19 protein-coding genes and 1 CRISPR repeat array (1 of these 20 only partly in view) are annotated in these 20,416 nt (G+C 64.8%); of the genes, 5 read left to right on the top strand and 14 right to left on the bottom strand.

Features of this window, described 5'->3' with window-relative positions; all coding sequences use genetic code 11:
* Positions 1–196 precede the first annotated feature (196 nt).
* The 4 genes from DYI37_RS17120 to DYI37_RS17105 form a co-directional block, all read right to left on the bottom strand.
* Complete coding sequence (locus tag DYI37_RS17120; protein ID WP_147307941.1) at positions 197–1,162, bottom strand: AraC family transcriptional regulator; 966 nt, start codon at positions 1,160–1,162, stop codon at positions 197–199.
* 285 nt (positions 1,163–1,447) lie between these two features.
* Complete coding sequence (locus tag DYI37_RS17115) at positions 1,448–2,272, bottom strand: phosphogluconate dehydrogenase C-terminal domain-containing protein (RefSeq protein ID WP_116684495.1); 825 nt, start codon at positions 2,270–2,272, stop codon at positions 1,448–1,450.
* Positions 2,273–2,355: 83 nt separating this feature from the next.
* Positions 2,356–3,810: an aldehyde dehydrogenase family protein gene (locus DYI37_RS17110; protein WP_116684494.1), complete on the bottom strand. Its 1,455-nt coding sequence runs from the start codon at positions 3,808–3,810 to the stop codon at positions 2,356–2,358.
* A gap of 107 nt (positions 3,811–3,917) precedes the next feature.
* Positions 3,918–4,625 (bottom strand): GntR family transcriptional regulator, encoded by a 708-nt coding sequence (locus tag DYI37_RS17105; protein WP_116684493.1) that lies wholly within the window; start codon positions 4,623–4,625, stop codon positions 3,918–3,920.
* A 184-nt stretch (positions 4,626–4,809) separates the two neighbouring features.
* Here DYI37_RS17105 and DYI37_RS17100 point away from each other — a divergent pair, with 184 nt between their 5' ends.
* From DYI37_RS17100 to DYI37_RS17080, 5 genes are all read left to right on the top strand, one after another.
* Positions 4,810–5,787 carry a TRAP transporter substrate-binding protein gene (locus DYI37_RS17100; protein WP_116684492.1) on the top strand — a complete coding sequence of 326 codons (978 nt, stop codon included), beginning with the start codon at positions 4,810–4,812 and terminating at the stop codon, positions 5,785–5,787.
* A 215-nt stretch (positions 5,788–6,002) separates the two neighbouring features.
* Complete coding sequence (locus DYI37_RS17095; protein WP_116684491.1) at positions 6,003–6,515, top strand: TRAP transporter small permease; 513 nt, start codon at positions 6,003–6,005, stop codon at positions 6,513–6,515.
* Positions 6,512–7,786, top strand: a complete 1,275-nt coding sequence (locus DYI37_RS17090; protein ID WP_116684490.1) for a TRAP transporter large permease — start codon at positions 6,512–6,514, stop codon at positions 7,784–7,786. Before DYI37_RS17095 ends, DYI37_RS17090 begins: the two co-directional genes overlap by 4 nt.
* A gap of 40 nt (positions 7,787–7,826) precedes the next feature.
* The gene (locus DYI37_RS17085) at positions 7,827–8,927 is read left to right on the top strand and encodes an isocitrate/isopropylmalate dehydrogenase family protein (protein ID WP_116684489.1); all 1,101 of its coding nucleotides are present in this window, start codon (positions 7,827–7,829) and stop codon (positions 8,925–8,927) included.
* A gap of 25 nt (positions 8,928–8,952) precedes the next feature.
* On the top strand, positions 8,953–9,846 hold the full coding sequence (locus DYI37_RS17080; RefSeq protein WP_116684488.1) for an NAD(P)-dependent oxidoreductase: 894 nt from the start codon (positions 8,953–8,955) through the stop codon (positions 9,844–9,846).
* A 64-nt stretch (positions 9,847–9,910) separates the two neighbouring features.
* Here the strand turns inward: DYI37_RS17080 and DYI37_RS17075 are convergent, their stop codons facing one another.
* The 10 genes from DYI37_RS17075 to DYI37_RS17030 all read right to left on the bottom strand — a co-directional run bounded on the left by DYI37_RS17075 (position 9,911) and on the right by DYI37_RS17030 (position 19,612).
* On the bottom strand, positions 9,911–10,609 hold the full coding sequence (locus DYI37_RS17075) for a GntR family transcriptional regulator (RefSeq protein ID WP_116684487.1): 699 nt from the start codon (positions 10,607–10,609) through the stop codon (positions 9,911–9,913).
* 176 nt (positions 10,610–10,785) lie between these two features.
* Positions 10,786–11,868, bottom strand: coding sequence for an ABC transporter ATP-binding protein (locus tag DYI37_RS17070; protein ID WP_116684486.1), 1,083 nt, complete (start codon positions 11,866–11,868; stop codon positions 10,786–10,788).
* Positions 11,865–12,668 carry an ABC transporter permease gene (locus DYI37_RS17065; protein ID WP_116684485.1) on the bottom strand — a complete coding sequence of 268 codons (804 nt, stop codon included), beginning with the start codon at positions 12,666–12,668 and terminating at the stop codon, positions 11,865–11,867. The genes DYI37_RS17070 and DYI37_RS17065 overlap by 4 nt, the downstream gene beginning before the upstream one ends.
* Positions 12,669–12,670: 2 nt before the next feature.
* The gene (locus DYI37_RS17060) at positions 12,671–13,552 is read right to left on the bottom strand and encodes an ABC transporter permease (RefSeq protein ID WP_116684484.1); all 882 of its coding nucleotides are present in this window, start codon (positions 13,550–13,552) and stop codon (positions 12,671–12,673) included.
* Positions 13,553–13,627: 75 nt separating this feature from the next.
* Positions 13,628–14,566: an ABC transporter substrate-binding protein gene (locus DYI37_RS17055; protein ID WP_245413980.1), complete on the bottom strand. Its 939-nt coding sequence runs from the start codon at positions 14,564–14,566 to the stop codon at positions 13,628–13,630.
* A gap of 154 nt (positions 14,567–14,720) precedes the next feature.
* On the bottom strand, positions 14,721–16,184 hold the full coding sequence (locus DYI37_RS17050) for an aldehyde dehydrogenase (protein WP_116684557.1): 1,464 nt from the start codon (positions 16,182–16,184) through the stop codon (positions 14,721–14,723).
* A gap of 5 nt (positions 16,185–16,189) precedes the next feature.
* Positions 16,190–17,233: an LLM class flavin-dependent oxidoreductase gene (locus tag DYI37_RS17045; protein ID WP_116684482.1), complete on the bottom strand. Its 1,044-nt coding sequence runs from the start codon at positions 17,231–17,233 to the stop codon at positions 16,190–16,192.
* Complete coding sequence (locus DYI37_RS17040; protein WP_116684481.1) at positions 17,230–18,171, bottom strand: flavin reductase; 942 nt, start codon at positions 18,169–18,171, stop codon at positions 17,230–17,232. The genes DYI37_RS17045 and DYI37_RS17040 overlap by 4 nt, the downstream gene beginning before the upstream one ends.
* The gene (locus DYI37_RS17035; protein ID WP_116684480.1) at positions 18,168–18,986 is read right to left on the bottom strand and encodes an alpha/beta fold hydrolase; all 819 of its coding nucleotides are present in this window, start codon (positions 18,984–18,986) and stop codon (positions 18,168–18,170) included. Before DYI37_RS17035 ends, DYI37_RS17040 begins: the two co-directional genes overlap by 4 nt.
* Positions 18,987–19,003: 17 nt before the next feature.
* Complete coding sequence (locus tag DYI37_RS17030) at positions 19,004–19,612, bottom strand: amino acid synthesis family protein (RefSeq protein WP_116684479.1); 609 nt, start codon at positions 19,610–19,612, stop codon at positions 19,004–19,006.
* 513 nt (positions 19,613–20,125) lie between these two features.
* A CRISPR array of direct repeats spans positions 20,126–20,416; the repeat unit is 33 nt; unit sequence GTCGCCTCCCTCGCGGAGGCGTGGATCGAAACG; it runs 17 nt beyond the window's last position.

The raw sequence follows: 20,416 nt of genomic DNA, 5'->3' as shown, positions 1-20,416 counted from the left end.
CGATCAGAGCGACCCTCCACGGTCCACTTCTCGATCCTCAAGACCCACGTCATCGAGAATCCTCCTTCTCAACGTCGTTCCGGTCGCAAGTCGTTTCAAATGACACGAAAACGATACGTTTCCGCAGGCAGGAAAAAAATGACGCCTGGCGCCAAAAAACAGACATTTTGCGCCAAGTTCACGCGGCGTTTCGGCGTCAGCCGCGCTTGGGTCGCCGGCCGGTCCAGGTCTTGAAGGCGCGAGAGAAGGCGGTGGGTGCGCTGTAACCGAGAGTGTCGGCCAAAGTGGACAGCTGAGGATTGCCCTCGTGCAGAAGCCGCAATGCGAGCCGTTCGCGCTCTTCGCGGACCAGCGCTCGGATGCTGGTGCCTTCGCGCGTCAGCTGGCGCTGAAGTGTCCGCGCCGGAATGCCGAGGGCGTCGGCGATTGCGGGCAGTGTCACCGAGGCGTGGCCGATATACATGGCGATGTAGGACCGCACGCTGTCGCTGACACTGTGGTGATCGGAAGCGGTCGCCATGAGATCACGGATATGGCGTTCCAGAACCGCGACCATGGCCCTGTCCTCGCGGCGCGTGACGCGATCGGCCTGGTCCTGTCGGAAGACGACGGCGTTGGTCGGCTGGGCGAAACGCATCGGTGCCTTGAACAGTCTGCCGAGGGACTGAGCATCGGGCGGTTCGGCATGTTCGAAATGCACCGCCACGGGCCGCCAGCTTTCGCCCAGATAGTCTCGGATCATCTGGCAGGTCGCCGATATCGCGTATTCGGCATCCTGTCGTCGCGGCCAGATGGCCGGATCGCCGATGCGATAGGTCCATAGAAGGTCATCCCCCTCGGGGATGAGGCTGATATCCGTGGATGTCGCGAAGGCCGACAGATAGCGTGAGAAGCGCTCGAACCCGATACGCAGCGAGGATGAGATCGAGAAGAGGATCCCGATCGGCCCCATATCCGCCGCCTGATACCTGTTTCCGACTTCGGCTCCCAGAAAGGGCCGGTCGAGCACGATCGCCAAGTCCTCGAACAGCGACACGAACCGGCCGAGCGGGATCCTCGAATAGGGATCGTCCAGTTGCGAGGGAGAGATCGAATTTCGTTTCAGCAGAGCTCGCAATTTCGGCGTGTCGATGTCGAGGGGTTCGAGGATCCCCAGGAGCACGCTTACCCTCACGGTCGGAATGCCTTGGTCGGATCGACCTTCAGCCTTCACACCGCAATCCCCGTATCTCTCCTCAGTCTGCAGCGGCGATCATCGCATAGGCGTCCCCATGCCGCAATCATGCATGCGACGCCTCGCCATCATGCTCTGGACGCGACCGGGAATCCGTCGTGGATAGCGCCAGGCTTCATGGATTGCGTCGTGTATCGCCGGTTCGTGGATGAGCAGACTCAATTCTCGCGCCGTCGCGCAAAAGCTTGGATCCGCTCCTCCGATTTGATCGCCTTACGTGATCCGGCGAATGCTCTCGGAGATCTCCTCCGGCTCGAAGACGCGCAGCCAGTCGTCTTTCATCAGCATCGGCATGCCGTTCTCGATGGCCTTGTTGCAAGCGTAGGAAAAGACCCCGTCCACCTCGTCGAACGTCACCGCGGCGAGGATGTTCAGATGTCCGACGAGGAAATCGCGGGCGGCCGTTTTGTCGACCCCGCGTCGCACGACCTCGTCCATGGCCTGCCGCATCGCTAGAAGCAGGGTGGCGCAGACCGTTTCGGAAAGTCCGGGCTCGAGCAAGGCCATCTGATCGACCGTCACGCGGTGCGATCTGAGGATCGGCGCCCAGATCGTCTTCGCGATCTCCTCGCCGGTCCCGTAATGCTCTTCCGGGCCCTGCATCAGGGCATTGACGATCGACTGCTTCGCCGCGATCCCGCCGAAGCGGTCGGCAAGCGCCGCCGCATCCGCTTCGGTCGAAAAGATCGGCGGATGGCAGGGATGGGTGACGAAATAGGTGATGTCCTCGCGCTTCGGCAGGTGACCTGCGTAAGGCGCGGCCGCATCGAGGATCACCACGATGGTTCCGGGATCCAACCGGTCGACGATGCCGGACGCGACCGTGCCGATCGCGGTGTCGGGAACGGCCAGCACCACCGCGCCGGCCCCTTCGAGCGCGTCGTCCAGCGCCACGCAGTCGGCACCGAAGGCCGATTTCAGACGGTCGCGCCCCGCCTCCGAGACCTCGACATAAGCCGTGTCGTAGGCGGAGTTTCGCAGATTGCGGGCAAGCCGCATCCCCATCTTCCCGCCCGCTCCGATCAGAGCCAGTTTCATCGCCCTACTCCCGTTCGTGTATCTGCGATCGGATGCACCCCCTCGAATGGGTGCCGCCGGGGATCTCGATCGTCCTCGTTGCGTCAGCCGTGCTTGATCGAGACGGTCTTCAATCGGGAAAACCCGTAGAGTGCCTCGAAGCCCTTCTCCCGTCCGTGCCCGGATTTGCCGACGCCGCCGAAGGGCAGCTCGACCCCGCCGCCGGCCCCGTAATTGTTGATGAAGACCTGGCCGCAATGGAGCGCCCGGGCGATCCGCATCTGACGGGCGCCGTTCTCGGTCCAGACGCCGGCGACGAGTCCGTATTCGGTGCCGTTCGCAATGCGAACGGCTTCCGCCTCGTCCTCGAACGGGATCAGCACCTGAACGGGGCCGAAGATCTCCTCCCGGGCAAGACGGTGATCCGGCGCGACATCGGCAAAGAGAATGGGCGCGACATAGTGGCCGCCGGACGGGGCGCCCTCCGCGATCGTTCCCTCGGCGGCGATGGCGAGATCCCGCCGGCCCTCCTCGATGAACGCCGTCACGAGCGTCTTCTGTCTGGCCGAAACCAGTGGTCCAAGCGCATGGCAGTCCCTTGCCGGTCCTGCGACGAGCCCGCTGTAGATCTCGGCCATGCGGCGCTTCACCTCGTCGTAGATGCCGCGCTGGACGAGAACGCGCGAGGCCGCCGAACAGGTCTGGCCGGCCGCCTGGATGCAGGCTCCGACGAGGGTCGTAAGCGCCGCTTCGAGATCGCAGTCGTCGAACACGATATGCGGGGACTTGCCGCCGAGTTCGAGCGTCACCGGAACGACGTTGGCGGACGCCGCCTCCTGGATGCGCTGGCCGGTCCCGACGGAGCCCGTGAACGAGACGTGGTGGACGCGGGCATGACCGGACAGGGCAGAGCCGACATCGTGGCCGTAGCCGGTGACGATGTTGAGCGCTCCGGCCGGGAGCCCGGCTTCGAGGCTCAGTTCGGCAATCGCGAGGGCCGAGAGCGACGCGTCCTCGGCCGGTTTCAGAACGCAGGCATTGCCCATGGCGAGTGCCGCACCCACCGAGCGCCCGAGGATCTGCATCGGATAGTTCCACGGAATGATGTGCGCCGTGACGCCGTGCGGCTCGCGAAGCGTCATCACGGTGGTCCCCGCCTGATAGGGGATCGTCTCGCCGGTCACCTTGTCGGCCGAGGCCCCATAGAACTCGAAATAGCGGGCAAGGGCCTTCGCATCGTTGCGGGCCTGATCGAGCGGCTTGCCCACATCCCGGGACTCGAGTTCCGCGAGCCGTTCGGCATTCGCCTCCACGAGGGTGCCGAGCCGGGCGAGGATCCGCCCCCGTTCGGTGGCGGTCTTTCGTCCCCAGTCGCCGGCAAGGGCTGCTTCCGCGGCAGACACCGCCGCATCGACATCGGCTGCCGTGCCCCGTGCGATCCGGCCGATCCGTTCTCCGGTGGACGGGTCCTCCACGTCGATCGTCTCGCCCTTGGCGCCGTCCTGCCACTGTCCGCCGATGAAGAGCTTCGTGCGCTCGAAACCGAAATGTATCGTCACTGTCTTCCTCCCGAGCGGCGCGCCTTCAAGACCTGCGCCGTCCCTCTTCGATCCGCCGCCATGACCGCGTCACGGCTTCGGGTTTCTGCTCTGCTTTTCCCGCGGCCTCACAGCGCGCCGCGCACATGGGGCTCGATCCGGTCGCGCGCGGCATCGATATGCGCCTTCATCATCGCCGAGGCCCGGGCCTCGTCCCTTGCCGCGATGGCCTCGAGGATCGTCACATGTTCGGCGATGACGTCCTCCACGATGCCGGAGTGAATGCGGACCCGGAAGATGTGCAACTGGGTGAAGAGCTTGGCCAACATCTCCAGAAGCAGGGCATTCCCGCAGGCCGAGGCGATCAGGGTGTGGAAGCGGCTGTCCAGCATTACGAGGGCCGTGGAGTTCTGCCCGGTGTCCTCGGCAAGAAGGCGCTGCATCTCGTCCGCGATCGATTTGAGGTCGGACAACTGCGAGGGCGACGCCAGACGCGCGGCCTTCCGTGCGGCGTCCGGCTCGATCAGCGCGCGCATCTCGAAAACCTGCTCCAGCCGTTCGACGGTCGGCAGCGGCGCGACGAAGAAGCCCAGATTGTGCTTCTTGACGACCAGCCCCTCGGTTTCGAGACGGATCAGCGCCCCGCGAATAGGCGTCTGCGACACGCCGAAGCGGCGGGCGAGACCGTCGACCGACAGCCGCTCTCCCGGCGGCAGCCTCAGGGAGACCAGATCACCGACCAGACGCTCGTGGACCTCGTCCCCGAGGCCGGGACGCTGTTCGATGCGGTCGTCCGGGGACGCATCGGTCCAGCCATCGGCCCGGTTTCGAGACATGCCTTGATCGATCACTCCACCCGCCGTTGACCGCCTCCAAATTACCAATTACGAATATCGTATCGGATATCGGATGTAAATGCGTCTTAATTGTTCGATCGGATCGCGCGATCAGGGAGAGCTCGCACAATCCGCCGCCCTCGCCATCGGCCGTCGAGGATCTGAATTTCTGGGAGGAAACCACATGACATTGAAGAGCCTGATCGTCGGCGCGCTTTTTGCAACGACTGCCCTTTCGGCATCCGCCCTCTCCGCCAAGGAGATGAATTTCGCGATCGTGACGCCGCCGGAGGGTCACTACGGCCTGGGCGCGAAGGCATTCGCCGAGAAGATGAACGAGCTTTCGAACGGCGAGTTCACGATCAACGTCATGGCGGGCGGCTCGCTCGGCGGCGAGCGCGAACTTCTGGAAGGCGAGCAGATCGGTACGATCGATCTTGCGATGACGTCGACCGGCCCCGTCGGCTCCTTCGTGCCGGAGATCTATGCCCTCGACTTTCCCTTCCTCTTCAAGGACTACGACAGCGCTCGAACGATCCTCGACGGGGAGATCGGCAAGGAACTGCTCGTCAAGTTCGAGGACAAGGGAATCATCGGCCTCGGCTGGTCGGAGAACGGCTTCCGTCACATCACGAATTCGGTGAAGCCGATCAGGACGCCCGAGGACGTCCAGGGCCTCAAGCTGCGGACGATGGAGAACCAGGTCCACATCGACGCGTTCCAGGAGCTCGGGGCCTCGCCGACGCCGATGAGCTGGACGGAGGTCCTCACCTCGCTTCAGCAGGGCACGATCGACGGGCAGGAAAACCCGGTTCCGATCATCACGTCCAACAATATGTGGGACATGCAGAAATATGTGACGCTGACGGGTCACGTCTATTCGCCGGCCGTCATCACCATGTCCAAGATCCAGTGGGACCAGCTCTCCGACGAGGAGAAGGGCTGGATCGAGGAGGCCACGAAGGCGGCCGTCTCGGCAACCCGCGCGAAGGTCGACGAGGACGAGGCCAATGGTGTCGCGCTCATGAAGGAGCACGGCATGGAGGTGATCGAGGACGTCGACAAGCAGGCGTTCCAGGATGCGGTCCAGCCGACCTACGAGCGCTACGGAGCCGAATACGGCGAAGAGATGATCCAGCGGATCCGCGACGCGCAGAAGTGATCCCAACGCGGCAAGGCCCCGATCGATCGAGATCGGAGCCTTGCCGAAGCGAACGCCCGGCGCCTGCCGCGATCGAGCGCCGGGATTTCCGGCACGCGCATGATCCTCGTCCTCGGATAGGCCGGGTCCGCCCTCGCCTTTCCAACCGTCCCTTGTTTCGACCACCGCCCTTCTTCTGACCATCGCCCTAGTTCTCAACATCGAAGGTGCCGCCGATGCGGAACGGCTTCCTGACTATCGCCGAGCGGATGATCTCGACGACCCACAATCTCGCGGCCTCGCTCCTCGCCGTCGCGGCGCTGCTCGTCTTCTGGCAGGTGGTGACCCGGTTCGTGCTCGGTGACGCCTCCGCCTGGTCGGAGGTTCTGGCGCGCGGCGTCGTCATCTGGATGGTGTTTCTCGGCGCCGGCGCCGGGTTCCGCCTGAGCGCGATGATCCCGCTGGAATTCGTGCGAAGCGTGCTGCCCGCGCCCCTGCAGCGCGTCGTCATCTTCGCGGTCATGCTCCTCAATCTCGTGTTTCTCGGTGTTCTGATCTGGTTCGGGACGGCCATGGCGATCCGCGTCTCGTCCCAGCAGGTCGCGATGCTGGGTGTTCCGATCTCCTGGTTCTACGCAGCCTTGCCGGTCGGCGCGATCCTGGCGCTGCCGGGTGTCGTCCTCGAATATCTGAGGCCGATCGAAGACGTGCGCGACGAGGCCGAGACCGGTGCGGAGCGCGCCGGATGAACGCCGCTCTCGTCACCGCGCTGATCGTCTTCTTCGTTCTTTCCGTTCCGGTCGGGGTCGCGATCGGCCTTGCGGCGATCGTCGGCGTCAGCTTCTTCTCGCCGCTGCCGCTCCTCGTCATCCCCCAGAAGATCTTCACCTCCCTCGACAGCTTCCCTCTCCTGGCGGTTCCGTTCTTCATCCTGGCCGGAAACCTGATGACCTCGGGCGGCGTCTCGCGACGGCTCGTCAACTTCGCGAAGTCGCTCGTCGGCGGCGTCCAGGGTGGCCTCGGCGCGACCTGCGTCGTCACCTGCATGATCTTCGCCTCGATTTCCGGCTCGTCGGTCGCGACCACCTTCGCCATCGGCGCGATCCTCGTGCCGGCGATGGCGCGGCACAACTACCCCGTCCCGATGGCCGCGACGATCCAGGCGAGTTCCGCCGAACTCGGCGTCATCATCCCTCCCTCGGTGCCGCTCATCATCTATGGCGTGGCGACGGAAACCTCGATCACCCAGCTCTTCATGGCCGGCATCGGGCCGGGCCTCCTGATCGCGACCGCGCTCGTCGTCATGACGCAGGTCTGGTGCCGGATCAAAGGCATCGGGAAATCCGACGGGGACGACAGCGAACCGGTTCTGAAGAGCTTTCTCGACGCATTCTGGGCCCTGATGCTTCCGGTCATCATCCTCGGCGGCATCTATGGCGGCATCTTCACGCCGACCGAGGCGGCGGCCGTCTCCGTGGTCTATGCGCTCGTCATCGGTCTCTTCGTCTATCGCGAGATGTCGATCGCCGATCTGCCACGCATCTTCCGTGCAGCCACGATCTCGACGGTCGCGATCATGCTGATCATCGCGACGGCCGGCCTGTTCTCCTTCCTCGTCGCGCTGTCGGGCCTGCCGGGCGTGGTGGGGTCCTGGGCCAAGGGCTTCTTCGAATCGCCGATGAGCTTCCTCCTGTTCGTGAATATCCTTCTTCTCCTTGTCGGGATGTTCGTCGAAACCTCGGCGGCGATCCTCGTCCTCGGGCCGATCCTCGCCCCGATCGCCATCGGCTACGGCATCGATCCCGTGCATTTCGGCATGGTCATCGTCATCAATCTCGCGCTCGGCATGATCACGCCGCCGCTGGGCGTCAACCTCTTCGCCGCCGCGCAGGTCGCACGAATACCGGTGCAGCGCATGTTCGTGCCGCTTATCGTGCCCTTCTGCGTCATCCTCTCGATGCTTCTCCTGATCACCTACGTGCCGCAGATATCCCTCTTCTTCCGCGACCTATTCACCTGATCGTCCCCCCACCCCCCGAGCGAGAACCCGGATTCCATCGATGCCCCATGCCAGACCAGCCACCTACCGGATCGCCACGATCGAAGGCGACGGCATCGGGCCGGAAGTCGCCCGGTCGGCGATGGAGATCGTCAAGGAGGCCTGCGGTGAGGCGAAGTTCTATTTCGTGATGGCCGATGGTGGCGCCGGGCACTACCAGAAGACGGGCGACGTCCTTCCCGCAGAGACGGCCAAGCTCTGCCGCGAATGCGATGCGATCCTGCATGGCGCGGCAGGCCTACCCGGCATCGTCTATCCGGACGGCACCGAGGTCGGCAACGAGCTTCATCTGAAGCTGCGCTTCGATCTCGACCTTTATGCCAATGTCCGTCCGATCAAGCTCCTGAAAGGCGTGACCTCGCCGCTCCGCGCCTTCGAGGGTGGCGGCATCGACTATGTCATCGTCCGCGAAAACACCGAGGGGCTCTACGCCAGTCGCGGGGCCGGCGTCCTCCTTCGCGGCGAAGTCGCCTCCGACAGCCTCGTCGTCACGCGCAAGGGCACGGAGCGGGTGGCGCGCTTCGCCTTCGATCTCTCCAGAAAGCGCAAGGGTGCGCTGCGCGACGGCAAGCGCCGCGTCACCGTCTGCGACAAGGCCAACATCCTGCGGAGCTACGCCTTCTTCCGTTCGATCTGCGACGAGGTGAAATCCGATTTCGCCGATATCGACATCGATTACGCCTATGCCGACGCAATGACCGTCCATCTCGTGAAGAGACCGGACTTCTACGACGTGATCGTCGCGGAAAACATGTTCGGCGACATCATTTCCGATCTGGGCGCGGCGACCGTTGGAGGAATGGGCATCTCGCCCTCGGGTGAGATCGGCGACCGCCACGGCCTCTTCCAGGGCGCGCACGGCTCCGCGCCCGATATCGCCGGCCAGGACGCGGCGAGCCCCGTCGCGGCCGTTCTGTCGGCCGTCATGATGCTGCGCTGGCTCTCGGACCGCCACGATGACGAGAGCCTTGCGGGCGACGCCGCTCGCATCGAACGCGCCGTGGAAGCCGTTCTGGGCGCCGGCGACCATGTGCCGGCAGATCTCGGCGGCTCGGCGCGTTGCAGCGGGATGACGAGGGCGATCCTCTCGGCACTGAACTGACACGCTTTCGCGGAAAAGGAACCAGATGACCAAGCGAACCGTCGGAATGATCGGCGTCGGGATGATGGGGCACGGCATCGCCGCCAACCTCGTCGCGAAAGGCTGGCCGCTCCATTATCTCGATCATGCCGGAAACCAGCCCACGGAGGATCTCGATAGCGTCGGGGCCCGCCGGGAGAGCGATGCCGCGAGCCTCGTTGCGAAGATCGACGTCCTGATCCTGTGCGTCACCGGGAGCCGGGAAATCAGGACGATCCTTCTCGGCGACGACGAGCTCGTTCGTCGGCTGAAGCCCGGAACCGTCGTCGTCGACTGCTCGACCGGAATTCCGAGCGAGACCCGGACCGTTGCCGGGCATGTCGAGGCCGCCGGTTGCCGCTTCGTCGATGCCGCGATGACCCGCACGCCGGCCGAAGCCGAGGCGGGACGGCTCAATCTCCTGATCGGAGGGGATGCGGACGTCGTGAGGGATCTGACGCCGATCCTCGAGGCGTTCTCGGAGAACCGCTTCCATGCCGGCCCGATCGGGGCGGGACAGACGCTGAAGCTGCTTCACAACTACGTATCGCTCGGAACGGCGGTCGTCGTTGCGGAAGCGGCGGCCTGCGCGGCGGAGACCGGAATCGCGCCGGAGGTTCTCGTGGACTGCCTCAAGCGCGGCGGCGGCTACGGCGCGGCGCTCGACAGGATCGGTCCCTACATCCTGTCGCAGGACGTCTCCGCCATGCGCTTCTCGAACGCCAATGCCCGCAAGGACGTCGCCTATTATCAGAGCCTCGTCGCCGAAACCGGCACAAGCCACGAGGCGGCGAAGGGAATTCTCAGTGCACTCGATTGGCTGAACGACAACGGATATGGCGGCGCCATGATGCCCGAATCCTGCGACGCCTTCCGCAACAGGAAGGGACGATCCTCGTAAGCGGCGCGCTGACGCCGATCGGACCTTGAGGTCGGGCCCGTGGCGGCGGGGTCCCGGCGACCTTTCAGGACTGTCTGGGCGGCGCGATGATCCGGCGTGCGATGGATGAGGCCTGCTCGACGTGATGGCGTGCCGCAAGTCCCGCCTTCGCCGGATCTCGCGATGCGATGGCATCGAGGATCGCGCGCATCTCGCGCGGGCCGTCCTTGTCACGCGCCCGATCCGCGATGGTCAGGGAGCGAAGGCGATTGATGCGCAGCATCAGCGAGGAGACGATCGACCAGGCCATGGCCTGGCCCGCCGCATGGAACATGATCTCGTAGAAGGTCTTCGTCGCCTCCAGCACCGCCGGCGGGCTCTTGGCCTCATAGGCCTTCTCGATCGCCAGCAGCGCCTCTCCCATGTCCTCGATGGCGTCCTCCGGGGCGAGTTCGGCGCAGGCCTCCGCCGCCATGGATTCGAGCGCTGCCCGAATGCTGTAGATCTGCCAGGCGTCCTCGGCCGTCGTCTCCGCGACGATGGGACCGCGATTGGGAAGGCTCGCGACCAGACCTTCGGATTCGAGATGCCGAAGAACCTCGCGGACGATGGTCCGGCTGACGCCGAGCTGGGCGCAGAGATCGCGCTCCACGAGGCGCTCGCCGGGCTTGAAATGCGAGGTGAGGATCGCCTCCCGCATCTTTTCGAGCGTCAGTTCCCTGAGGGTCTTGGTCGGCCTGTCCACGCGAATGCCGAGGTCAGCCTCCTTGATCGTCGTGGCCATTGGGTTCCCTTTCGATTGCTGTCACAGGGACCCGAGCCGTCTTCGACGGCACCGTCCTCGCTTCGACCACGCTCCATACGCGATGCGGGCGATGCCGGCGACGCATAGATATGCCTGGCTTCCATATTATAGTCCCGGCTCCGCCCGCGCATCGCAGCACGCACAGGCAAGGGGGCTCAGACGAAGACATGCGCCTCGTTCGGATCGAAGCGGAGCCAGGCCTCGTCGCCTCGCGACAGACCCGAGATATGCTCGTGACCGAACGGAAGGCGGACTGAAACGGTCTCGCCCCAACCGGTTTGCGCGATGACATGGACATTGCTGCCGAGAAACGTGACATCGTCGACGCGCACGGGAAGACCGCGCCAGCCGGTCGGCTCGCTCCTCGAGAGATCGATCCGCTCGGGGCGAAGCAGGAGAGCGCCCTCGCCCGGCGTTCCGCGTTCGTCGTGGAGAGGCACCCCCTCGACTGCGAAATCACCACCCAGAACCACATTGGCGCGCCCGCCTTGCGAATGGGTCACCCTGCAGGAGAGGAAGTCGCTGTCCCCCACGAATTCGGCGACGAAGCGGGTCGCCGGATCGGCATAGAGTTCGGGTCCCGTTCCCACCTGGTCGATCCGCCCCTTCGAGAAGACCGCGATTCGGTCGGAAAGCCGCAAAGCCTCTTCCTGATCGTGGGTCACGTAGAGGATCGTCACATCCGTCTCGTGATGGATGCGGCGGATCTCGTGCTGAAGCTCGTCGCGGAGCTTCTTGTCGAGGGCCGACAGCGGTTCGTCCATGAGGAGGATGGGCGGATCGTAGGCGAGCGCGCGCGCCAAGGCGACGCGCTGCTGCTGGCCTCCGGACATCATGGCGGGCTTGCGATCCTCGTAGCCCTCCAGCCGCACGAGTTTCAGCATCTCGCGTACGCGCTCGGTCACGTCCGCTTTCGACTTGCGCCTGACCTTCAGGGGAAAGGCGATGTTGTCGCCGACCGAGAGATGGGGAAACAGCGTATAGCGCTGGAACACCATGCCGATATTGCGCTGGTGGGACGGGGTCGACAGGAGTGTCTGTCCGTTCAGGCGGATGTCCCCGAGGGTCGGCTTCTCGAAGCCGGCAAGGATGTAGAGGGTCGTGCTCTTGCCGGAGCCGGACGGTCCCAGAAAGGTGACGAGTTCGCCGCGCTCGATGGTGAGATTGACGTCCTCCACCGCGACGACCGGCCCGTATTCCTTGCGGATGCCGTCGATCTTGAGAAAGGGAACGGTCATGGCTTCGACAGTCCTTTGCGAATGAGAGCGACGAGCAGCATCAGGACGATCGTCACGAGGACGAGGAGCGTCGAGACGCTGGCGACCACGGGTGTGAGGTCCTGCCTCAGCGTCGACCAGATGCGGACGGGAAGCGTCTGCAGGGTTGGGCTCGCCATAAAGATCGCAAGGACGACCTCGTCCCAGGAGGTGAGGAACGAGAAGATCGCAGCCGAGAAGAGACCTGCCGAAATGCCCGGCAGGGTCACGCGCATCTTCGCCTCGAAGGGAGAGGCGCCGCACAGGATCGCCGCGTCCTCGATCGACTTGTCGAAGCCTTCGAGCGCGGTGGTGAGAGCGAGGATGGAGAACGGCAGGGCGACGAGAAGATGGGCGATGACGAAGCCCGTCATCGTGCCGTTGATGCCGAGCCTGAGAAAGAACGCATAGAGAGCCACCGCGAGAACCACGACGGGAAGGATCATCGGCGTCAGGAACAGCGCCTTCAGCGTTTCGCGGCCGCGAAACCTGCCGCGCACGAGAGCGAAGGACGCAGCAAGGCCGATGACGACCGAGAGAACGGTGACGACGAGACCGATCTTCAGGCTGTTGAGGGCCGCATCGAGCCAACGCTGGTCGGCGAAGAGCTCGCTATACCATCGGGTCGTCCACGAGGGCGGCGGGAAGATCAGCCATTGGGACGAGCCGAAAGAGAGAGCGGCGATGAAGACGATGGGCAGGAGGAGGAACGCGGCGACCGCTGCCGTGAAGCCGCCCAGTGCCCAGCGCCACCAGCCGAGGCGATCGAAGTCGAGAAGCATGCCTACTGCCCTCCGAGCCGGGACGTTCCGAAAAACTTGAGCATCAAACCGTAGAGAACGAGGGTCGACAGGAGGAGGACGAAGGCCGCCGCGCTTCCGAGACCCCAGTCGGTCAGGGACTGGACGAGCTGCGCGATCAGTTCGGCGAGCATCATGTTCGACGTGCCCCCGAGAAGAGCCGGCGTGACGAAATAGCCGAGGGACATGACGAAGACCATGAGCCCTCCGGCAGCCATGCCCGGTGCGGCGAGCGGCAGAAGAACACGGGTCAGCGCCTGCCAGCGATTGGCGCCGCACAGGGCCGCGGCTCTCAGAACCGCCTTGTCGATATTGGAGATCACGCCGTAGAGCGGCAGGATGACGAAGGGCAGCATGATATAGGTCATGCCGATCGTCACGCCGGTGAGATTGTTCACGAGCGTCAGCGGCTCGTCGGTGAGGCCGACGGCCATCAGCATCTTGTTGATCAGTCCGGTGCGCTGCAGCAGAACCATCCAGGCATAGGTGCGCGCCAGGAGATTGGTCCACATGGACAGGATCAGGATCGCGAAGACGATCCGGCTCCAGGTCATAGGCATGACGACGAGTGCCCAGGCGACCGGGAAACCGATGGCGAGAGCCGCGGCGGTGACGACGGTCGAGACGATGAAGGTGTTGGCGAAGACGCCGATATAGGTCGCCGAGCCGAGCAGGGTCTCGTAGTTCTGAAGCCCCGGCACCGGTTCGAGGACACTGCGCAGGAGCAGCGCGACCACCGGCGCGACGAAGAAGAAGACGATGAGCAGGAACGCCGGAAGCGCAGGGCCGACCTCACCGAAGAGTCTCGGCATTCGGCGTCCGCCTTGCCTGCCCGTCACGGACCGGCTCTCGGTGAGGCTCGACATCTCGTTTCCCGCTGGACGTTCGAGAGGAAGGGCGCCGCGGGTCTGCCGCGGCGCTGCGATGGGCGAAGGTCAGACTTACTCGGTCTGCCAGGCGTACCAGCGCGAGGCGATCGCGTCGCGGTTCTTGGCCCAATAGGCCATATCGGCATTGACCTGGGTTTCGGTCTGCCGGTCCGGCAGGGTCGCGGCGCGGTCTTCGTCCATCAGTTCGGGCGATTTGGTGTTGATCGGCGCATAGCCGGTCAGCTCGGCCATCTTCGCCTGGGCCTCGGGCGATGTCGCATAGGCGATGAACCGCATCGCGGCATCCTTGTTCTTCGCGCCCTTCGGAACGACCAGGGAGTCGGCCGCGGTGATGTTCTGATCCCAGGACATCGAGACAGGCACGCCGCTCTCGGAAAGGGCAGAAAGGCGCCCGTTCCAGAAGCTGCCGAACGGCGCTTCGGCGGAGGCGAGCAGCTGCTGGGACTGTGCGCCGCCGGACCACCAGATGATGTCGTCCTTGATCGTATCGAGCTTTGCGAAGGCGCGATCGAGATCGAGCGGATAGAGCGCGTCCGGCGAAACGCCGTCGGCGAGAAGCGCGGCCTCGATCACGCCCGGCGCGGACCACTTGTAGAAGGTCCGCTTGCCGGGGAACTTGTCCGTATCGAAGAGGTCGGCCCAGGTTTTCGGACACTCGGAGACCGCGCCCTCGTTGCAGCCGATGACGAAGGAATAATAGAAGCTGCCGACCGAATGATCGGTGACGAAGCGCTCGTCGAGATCGGTCTTGTCGATGACCGAGAAATCGAGCGGCTCGAGCAGGTCCTGCTCGCCGGCCTGAATGGCGTAGTCGCCCTCGACATCGACGACGTCCCAGCTGACACCGTCGGCCTCGACCATCGCCTTCAGCTTGCCGTAGTCCGTCGGACCGTCCTGAAGAACGTTGATGCCGCTTTCGCTGCTGAAGGGCTCGGCCCATGCTTCGATCTGGGCATCCTGGGTGGTGCCGCCCCAGCTGGTGAACACCATCGATTCCTGCGCCTTCGCGCCGGAAACGAGGACGGCAAGCGAGGCAACGCTCGTCAGAAGCATCTTCATGATGGTTTTCCCTTTGATCACCGAATTGAAGGTCTTGGATCGTTCATTGGCGATGCGGTAAGGCCTGCTCCCTCCCGGGACGGCCTCAACGCATGACGAAAGGATCGGGAATGGGCTCTTCGGATGTCCGCAGCCAGACCGTCTTCGTTCGCGTGTAGTCGAGAGCGGCCGCAAGGCCGCCTTCACGCCCGTGGCCCGACATCTTGTAGCCGCCGAAGGGCGCGATCGGAGAAACGGCGCGATAGGTGTTCAGCCAGACGACCCCTGCACGCAGGCCGTCCGCCATCCGGTGTGCACGCGCCAGATTATTGGTGAAGACGCCCGATGCAAGGCCGAAGGCGCTGTCATTGGCGATCCTCAGAGCCTCCGCCTCGTTCGCGAACGAGACGACGGACAGGACCGGGCCGAAGAATTCTTCGGTCAGGGATGGGGAATCGACACCGTCGCAATCGATGATGGTGGGCGGATAGTACCAGCCCTCGCCATCGCCCATGACGCCGCCGGTGACGATCCGGGCTCCGGAGGCGGAAGCCCTGTCGACGAGCGCCTGGATATGGTCGCGCTGGCGCTTCGTGCAGAGCGGTCCGAGCTCCGTTGCGGTCTCGAGCGGCGAGCCGGTCACGATGGCCTCGGCCTTTTTCGTCAGCCTTTCCACGAACTCGTCCTTGATCGAAGCCTCCACGAGAAGCCGCGATCCGGCGACGCAGCTCTGGCCGCTTGCTGCGAAGATCCCGGCGACCTGCGCGTTGCAGGCGCTGTCGAGGTCGGCGTCGGCGAACACGATGAACGGCGACTTGCCGCCGAGTTCGAGCGAGGTGGAGGCGAGATTTTCGGCCGAATTCGCAACGACGCGGCGCGCGGTCTCGGGGCCGCCGGTAAAGGCGACATGGGCAATCTTCGGATGCCGCGTCAGGGCCACACCGCAATATGGCCCGAAACCCGTAATGACGTTGACGACGCCTTTGGGAAAACCCGCCTCGTCGATCAGCCGGGCAAATTCCAGGAGCGGAGCCGGCCCGTCCTCGGACGCCTTCAGGACCACCGTGCAGCCGGCCGCAAGGGCCGGGCCGAGCTTGACGGCGGCAAGGAAGAGCTGGCTGTTCCACGGCACGATCGCGGCGACGACGCCGAGCGGCTCGCGCTTGACCCAGACCGTCATGTCCGGCTTGTCGATCGGCAGCACGGCACCTTCGATCTTGTCCGCAAGGCCCGCATAATACCGATAATATTCGGCGACATAGGCGATCTGTGCCGAGGTTTCGCGGATGATCTTGCCGGTATCCCGCGTCTCGATCTCGGCAAGGCGTGCCGCATTCTCGGCGACGAGGTCGGCGAGCCGCGACAGGAGCTTGCCCCGCGCGCTGGCGTTCATCCTCGGCCACGGGCCCGTGTGAAAGGCCCTGTCGGCCGCCGAGACGGCCGCGTCGACATCGCGCTCGCGAGCCTCCGGCATCCTCGCCCAGACCCTGCCGGTTGCGGGATCGAGACTGTCGAAGCCCGCCTCTCCATCGGTGAAGACGCCATCGATATAGGACTGGAAGGACGGCAGCTCGCTCATGACGCGAATGCCGGGGCGACGTCGCGAACGAAGCGTTCGAGGGAGGCCTTCTTGCGCTCGAAGCTCATGCCCGTATCGATCCAGAAGGCGTATTCGTCATAGCCCATCGCTTCGTAGGCCTTCAGCCGCTCGATGACGGTGTCCGCGTCACCGACGACATTGTTGGCACGCAGGGCCTTCGGCGAGATCATCGCATTGGCGGCCAGTTCGTCGGAGGTCAGCGGCGGATCGATCAGTCCCTGGCGCACCGAGCGGTCGTTCTTGAACCAGGCGAAGAAGTAGTTGTAGTAGACCGAGAGTTCTTCGGCCGCCTGATCGAGATCGCTCTCGTCCGTGCCCACATAGGTATGGCGCAGGAGCATGATCTTCGGGCGCGGCTTGTCCGCATGGTCCGCGCAGGCGGTCTCGAAGCGATCCATGAGGGTGCGCACTTCGCTGTCGTCCTGCCAGAGCGGCGTGACCTGCACATTGCAGTCGTTGGCGACGGCGAAGTCGTGGCTGTTGGGATCGCGTGCGGCCACCCAGATCGGCGGTCCGGGTTGCTGGACGGGACGCGGCGCGGAGGTCGTCGAAGGAAAGCTCCAGAACTCGCCCTCGTGAGCGTAATCGCCGGCCCAGAGTTTCTGGGTGGCCGGTATGACCTCGCGCATCTTCTGGCCGGCGCTCCAGGCATCGAGACCCGGCGACAGACGCTCGTATTCGTAGGAATAGGCGCCCCGCGCGATTCCGAGATCGAGGCGACCGCCGGTGATCAGATCCGTCATCGCCGCTTCGCCGGCGAGCTTGATCGGATGCCAGAACGGCGCGACGACCGTCCCCGTCCCCAGACGCACGTTCTTGAAGCGGTTGGCGAGGTCCGCGATGGTCACGAACGGGTTCGGCGCGATGGTGAAATCCATGCCGTGATGCTCGCCGGTCCAGATGGCGTGCAGGCCGGCCCGATCGGCGATCTCGCAGAGCGCCAGAAACTCCCCGTAGAGCTGCTTCTGGGACTGTCCTTCGTTGAGACGCTCCATATGGACGAAGAGCGAGAGTTTCATGGCCGATGCTCCTTCGTGAGGGAATGGATGCGCCCGTCCGTCTCGTTGCCGAAATAGATGGCGAACTGGCCGAGTTCGCTCTCGGCGCGGAACCGCTTGACGATGTCGACGCTCTGCGGCCGGTCGATCCGCTCCAGCGGCAGATCGGAAAGATCGAAGAAGCCGCCGCCTAGCGGCTCACCCTCGGAAACGCTCGCGCGGTAGACGATGTGCTGCCGGTTGGAGCCCCGCTCCTCGTAGACCGAATAGAGGAAACCGATCTCGGCGGTGAGGCCGGTCCGCGCCGCGATCTCGGCGACGAGGCCCTCGATCGGATTGTCGCCGGAAGCGCGGCAGGTGGGAAGCGCGAGCTTGCCGTTCGCAGCCTCCAGAAGAAGGATCGACCCGGCCCGCTCGACGACGGCGCCGAGGACCGTCTCGCCCTCGCTGCCCGCAGCCTCGACCGCCCGCTTGGCGAGGGCCGAGGTGAAGTAGCTTCCACGGGCATAGCCCAGACCGCTATGGCCGTTGTTCTTGAAGGCTTCGACACGCCCAAGAAGCATCACATGGTCGCCGGCATCGACGATCTGATGGGTGGAGCAGTCGAACCAGGCGGCGGATTCGGGAAGGATCGGCGCGCCGTGCGGCCCCGCCTCCCATTCGACATCCGCGAAGCGATCCGGCACGCGGCTCGCAAAGGTGTTGGAGACGGCCTTCTGATCCTCCGAGAGGATGTTGACGGCGAACCCCCTCGCCTCGGTCATCGCTTCGAAATTGCTGGAGGTCTTGGCGAGGCAGACGCAAAGAAGCGGCGGATCGAGGGAGACGGACGAGAACGAATTGGCCGTGAAGCCGAGGGGGCGTCCGTCCGCGTGATGGGCCGTCACCACCGTGACGCCCGTGATGAAGGCTCCGAACGCATCGCGAAGCGCACGCGCGTCGATCACCGGATCGGTCATTGCTCCGTTCCCTCCTCCAGCCATTCGCGCATGATGGCATTCACGCGGCCGGGCGCGGTCAGGTTCACCATGTGCCGCCCCTCGATCACCACGGCCCGGCCGCGCGGCGCAGCCTCCGCCATCGCCTCGGCCATTAAGGGCGTGGAATTCTGGTCGTCCCGTCCGGTCAGGAACAGGGCCGGGCACCGTATCCCGGGCCATGCGCCGGCGAAGGTCGCATCGCCGTTCGCGAAGGCCGAATAGGCGGTGGCGTAACCGTTCGGGTCGACACCCTCCAGCCAGTGGCGGGTCTGGCGGTAATAGTCCCGATGTTCGCTGCCTTCGCCGAACCAGCGGCGCAGAGGCCCGTCGAGATCGATCGCGGCGCCCGCCTCGATGAGGGCGGCGCGCTGCCGAACCGCTGCGGCGGCCTCCTCGCCGCGCAGATAGACCCCGTTGAGAAGGGCGACCCGGGCGATCCGCTCGCCCAGCGTCGCGGCCGCGCCCCCCGCGATCAATGCGCCCATGGAGTGACCGGCGACATTGACCCTGTCGAGGCCGAGGTCGTCGAGGACATCGGCAAACCAGGCGACGAAATCCGTCAGGTCCGCGCCGGTCTTCAAGGGTGCGCTGCCTCCGTGTCCCGGCATGTCCACCGCGACGACCCAATGGCTCTCGGAGAAGGCCGCGATCTGCGGAGCCCAGGCCTCGAGACGCATGCCGACGCCGTGGATGAGAACCAGAGGCTCGCCCTCCCCCACCGCGTGATAGGCTGCACCGCGCGGCGTTCGCGCGCGATCGACCTTGAGTTCGTCGGGGCTGGTCACGATCTGCATCCGCTCTCGTCCGATCCTCAGACGGATGCCGGATTTTCGACGTCGTGGCCGAGTTCCTTCAGATCCTGATAGCGATCGCCGATCCGGTGATGCGGCCGTCCGCCGACCGATGCGCCCAGGGCGACGACGATTTCGTCATGAGCCGGCGCGTCGGGGATCGCAGTCTGGATGGTGAGATAATGCGAGCGGCGGCCCGCATCGTTCTTGTCCATCAGCGGGATCATCAGCGGCGCGTTCGCGGGCCCACGGGTGTTGCAGAACGACAGATAGGATTTGGCGCCGACGGCGGTGCGGAAGTGGTTGCCGAAACGCAGCGTGTGAATGAGCGCCGAAGCGTGCTCCACCTCGCCCGACAAGCCGACGATCGCCGACTTCCCGTAACCCTCGACGGCCTCTCCCGAGCCGACGGCGTCGATGATCATGGCCGTGAGAAGCTCGCCGAGTTCGGGAGCGACGGCGGTGATGCCGGGCTTCAGATCCTCGACGAAGCCCTGACCGGCCCAGGGATTTTCGACGACGGCCGCCGCCGTGAAGAGCTTCAGGGGCGTCGGCGCCTCGCGTCCGCCCTCGATGAGGGTCGTCTCCACCTGAAGCAAGGTCTTGCGGATCCTGGCATTCGTCGACATCGCGTTTGGCTCTCCGTCTTGTATGATTGTATTTTGGTATGCCAACTTATTGGATGTCAACAGCGAAGTTTCGGCGGACGGCGAACACCCGCCAGGAACGAGAGGCAGAGATGGCAGCCGGCATGTGAGACGAGGACGCAAGGGCTCCGCATTTCGCGATCCCGAAATCCCGCGCCGACTAGCGAGCCTGGGCGGTGTGCGCCGCATCGAGCATATGGGTGTCAAACCCGCGACGGATCTCAAGGGTCCGCTGATCGTTTAGGCGCGCTCTTCGCCTCCATCCCGCGATCGTCGCAGCCCAGCCCCGCGGCGCCCTCGATCGCGGTCCGTTCACACGCGGACCCGAAGCGTGACCGAAAACGCCGACACGTTCGCACATCGGCCAAACCCTTGAAATGATTGCCGAACTCGCCGTCGCAGCAGGTGCGCCTCCTAGGATAAGCCGCGCTCACCGATGGGTTCGCACCGAACAGCGGGTTTTCGCAGTGTTCGTCATCGCTTACAGAATGGACCGTCGCCTCCCTCGCGGAGGCGTGGATCGAAACGTCCCATGGTGCGGTCGTAAACGGTGAGGGGCTGCCGGTCGCCTCCCTCGCGGAGGCGTGGATCGAAACGGGGGTGTCGTAATAGCGCTGGCCCGCCTGCACGGGTCGCCTCCCTCGCGGAGGTGTGGATCGAAACGTCAACGCTCCGGCGGTCATGAGCCAGACCGAAAGGTCGCCTCCCTCGCGGAGGTGTGGATCGAAACAAGCGAGCGCTCCAGTCGATGGAGCAGCGCGGGGCCGAGGGTCGCCTCCCTCGCGG

The sequence above is a fragment of the Fulvimarina endophytica genome (genome assembly GCF_003403015.1).
Lineage (GTDB): Bacteria > Pseudomonadota > Alphaproteobacteria > Rhizobiales > Rhizobiaceae > Fulvimarina > Fulvimarina endophytica.
This window is presented reverse-complemented; position numbering and strand designations above follow the sequence as displayed.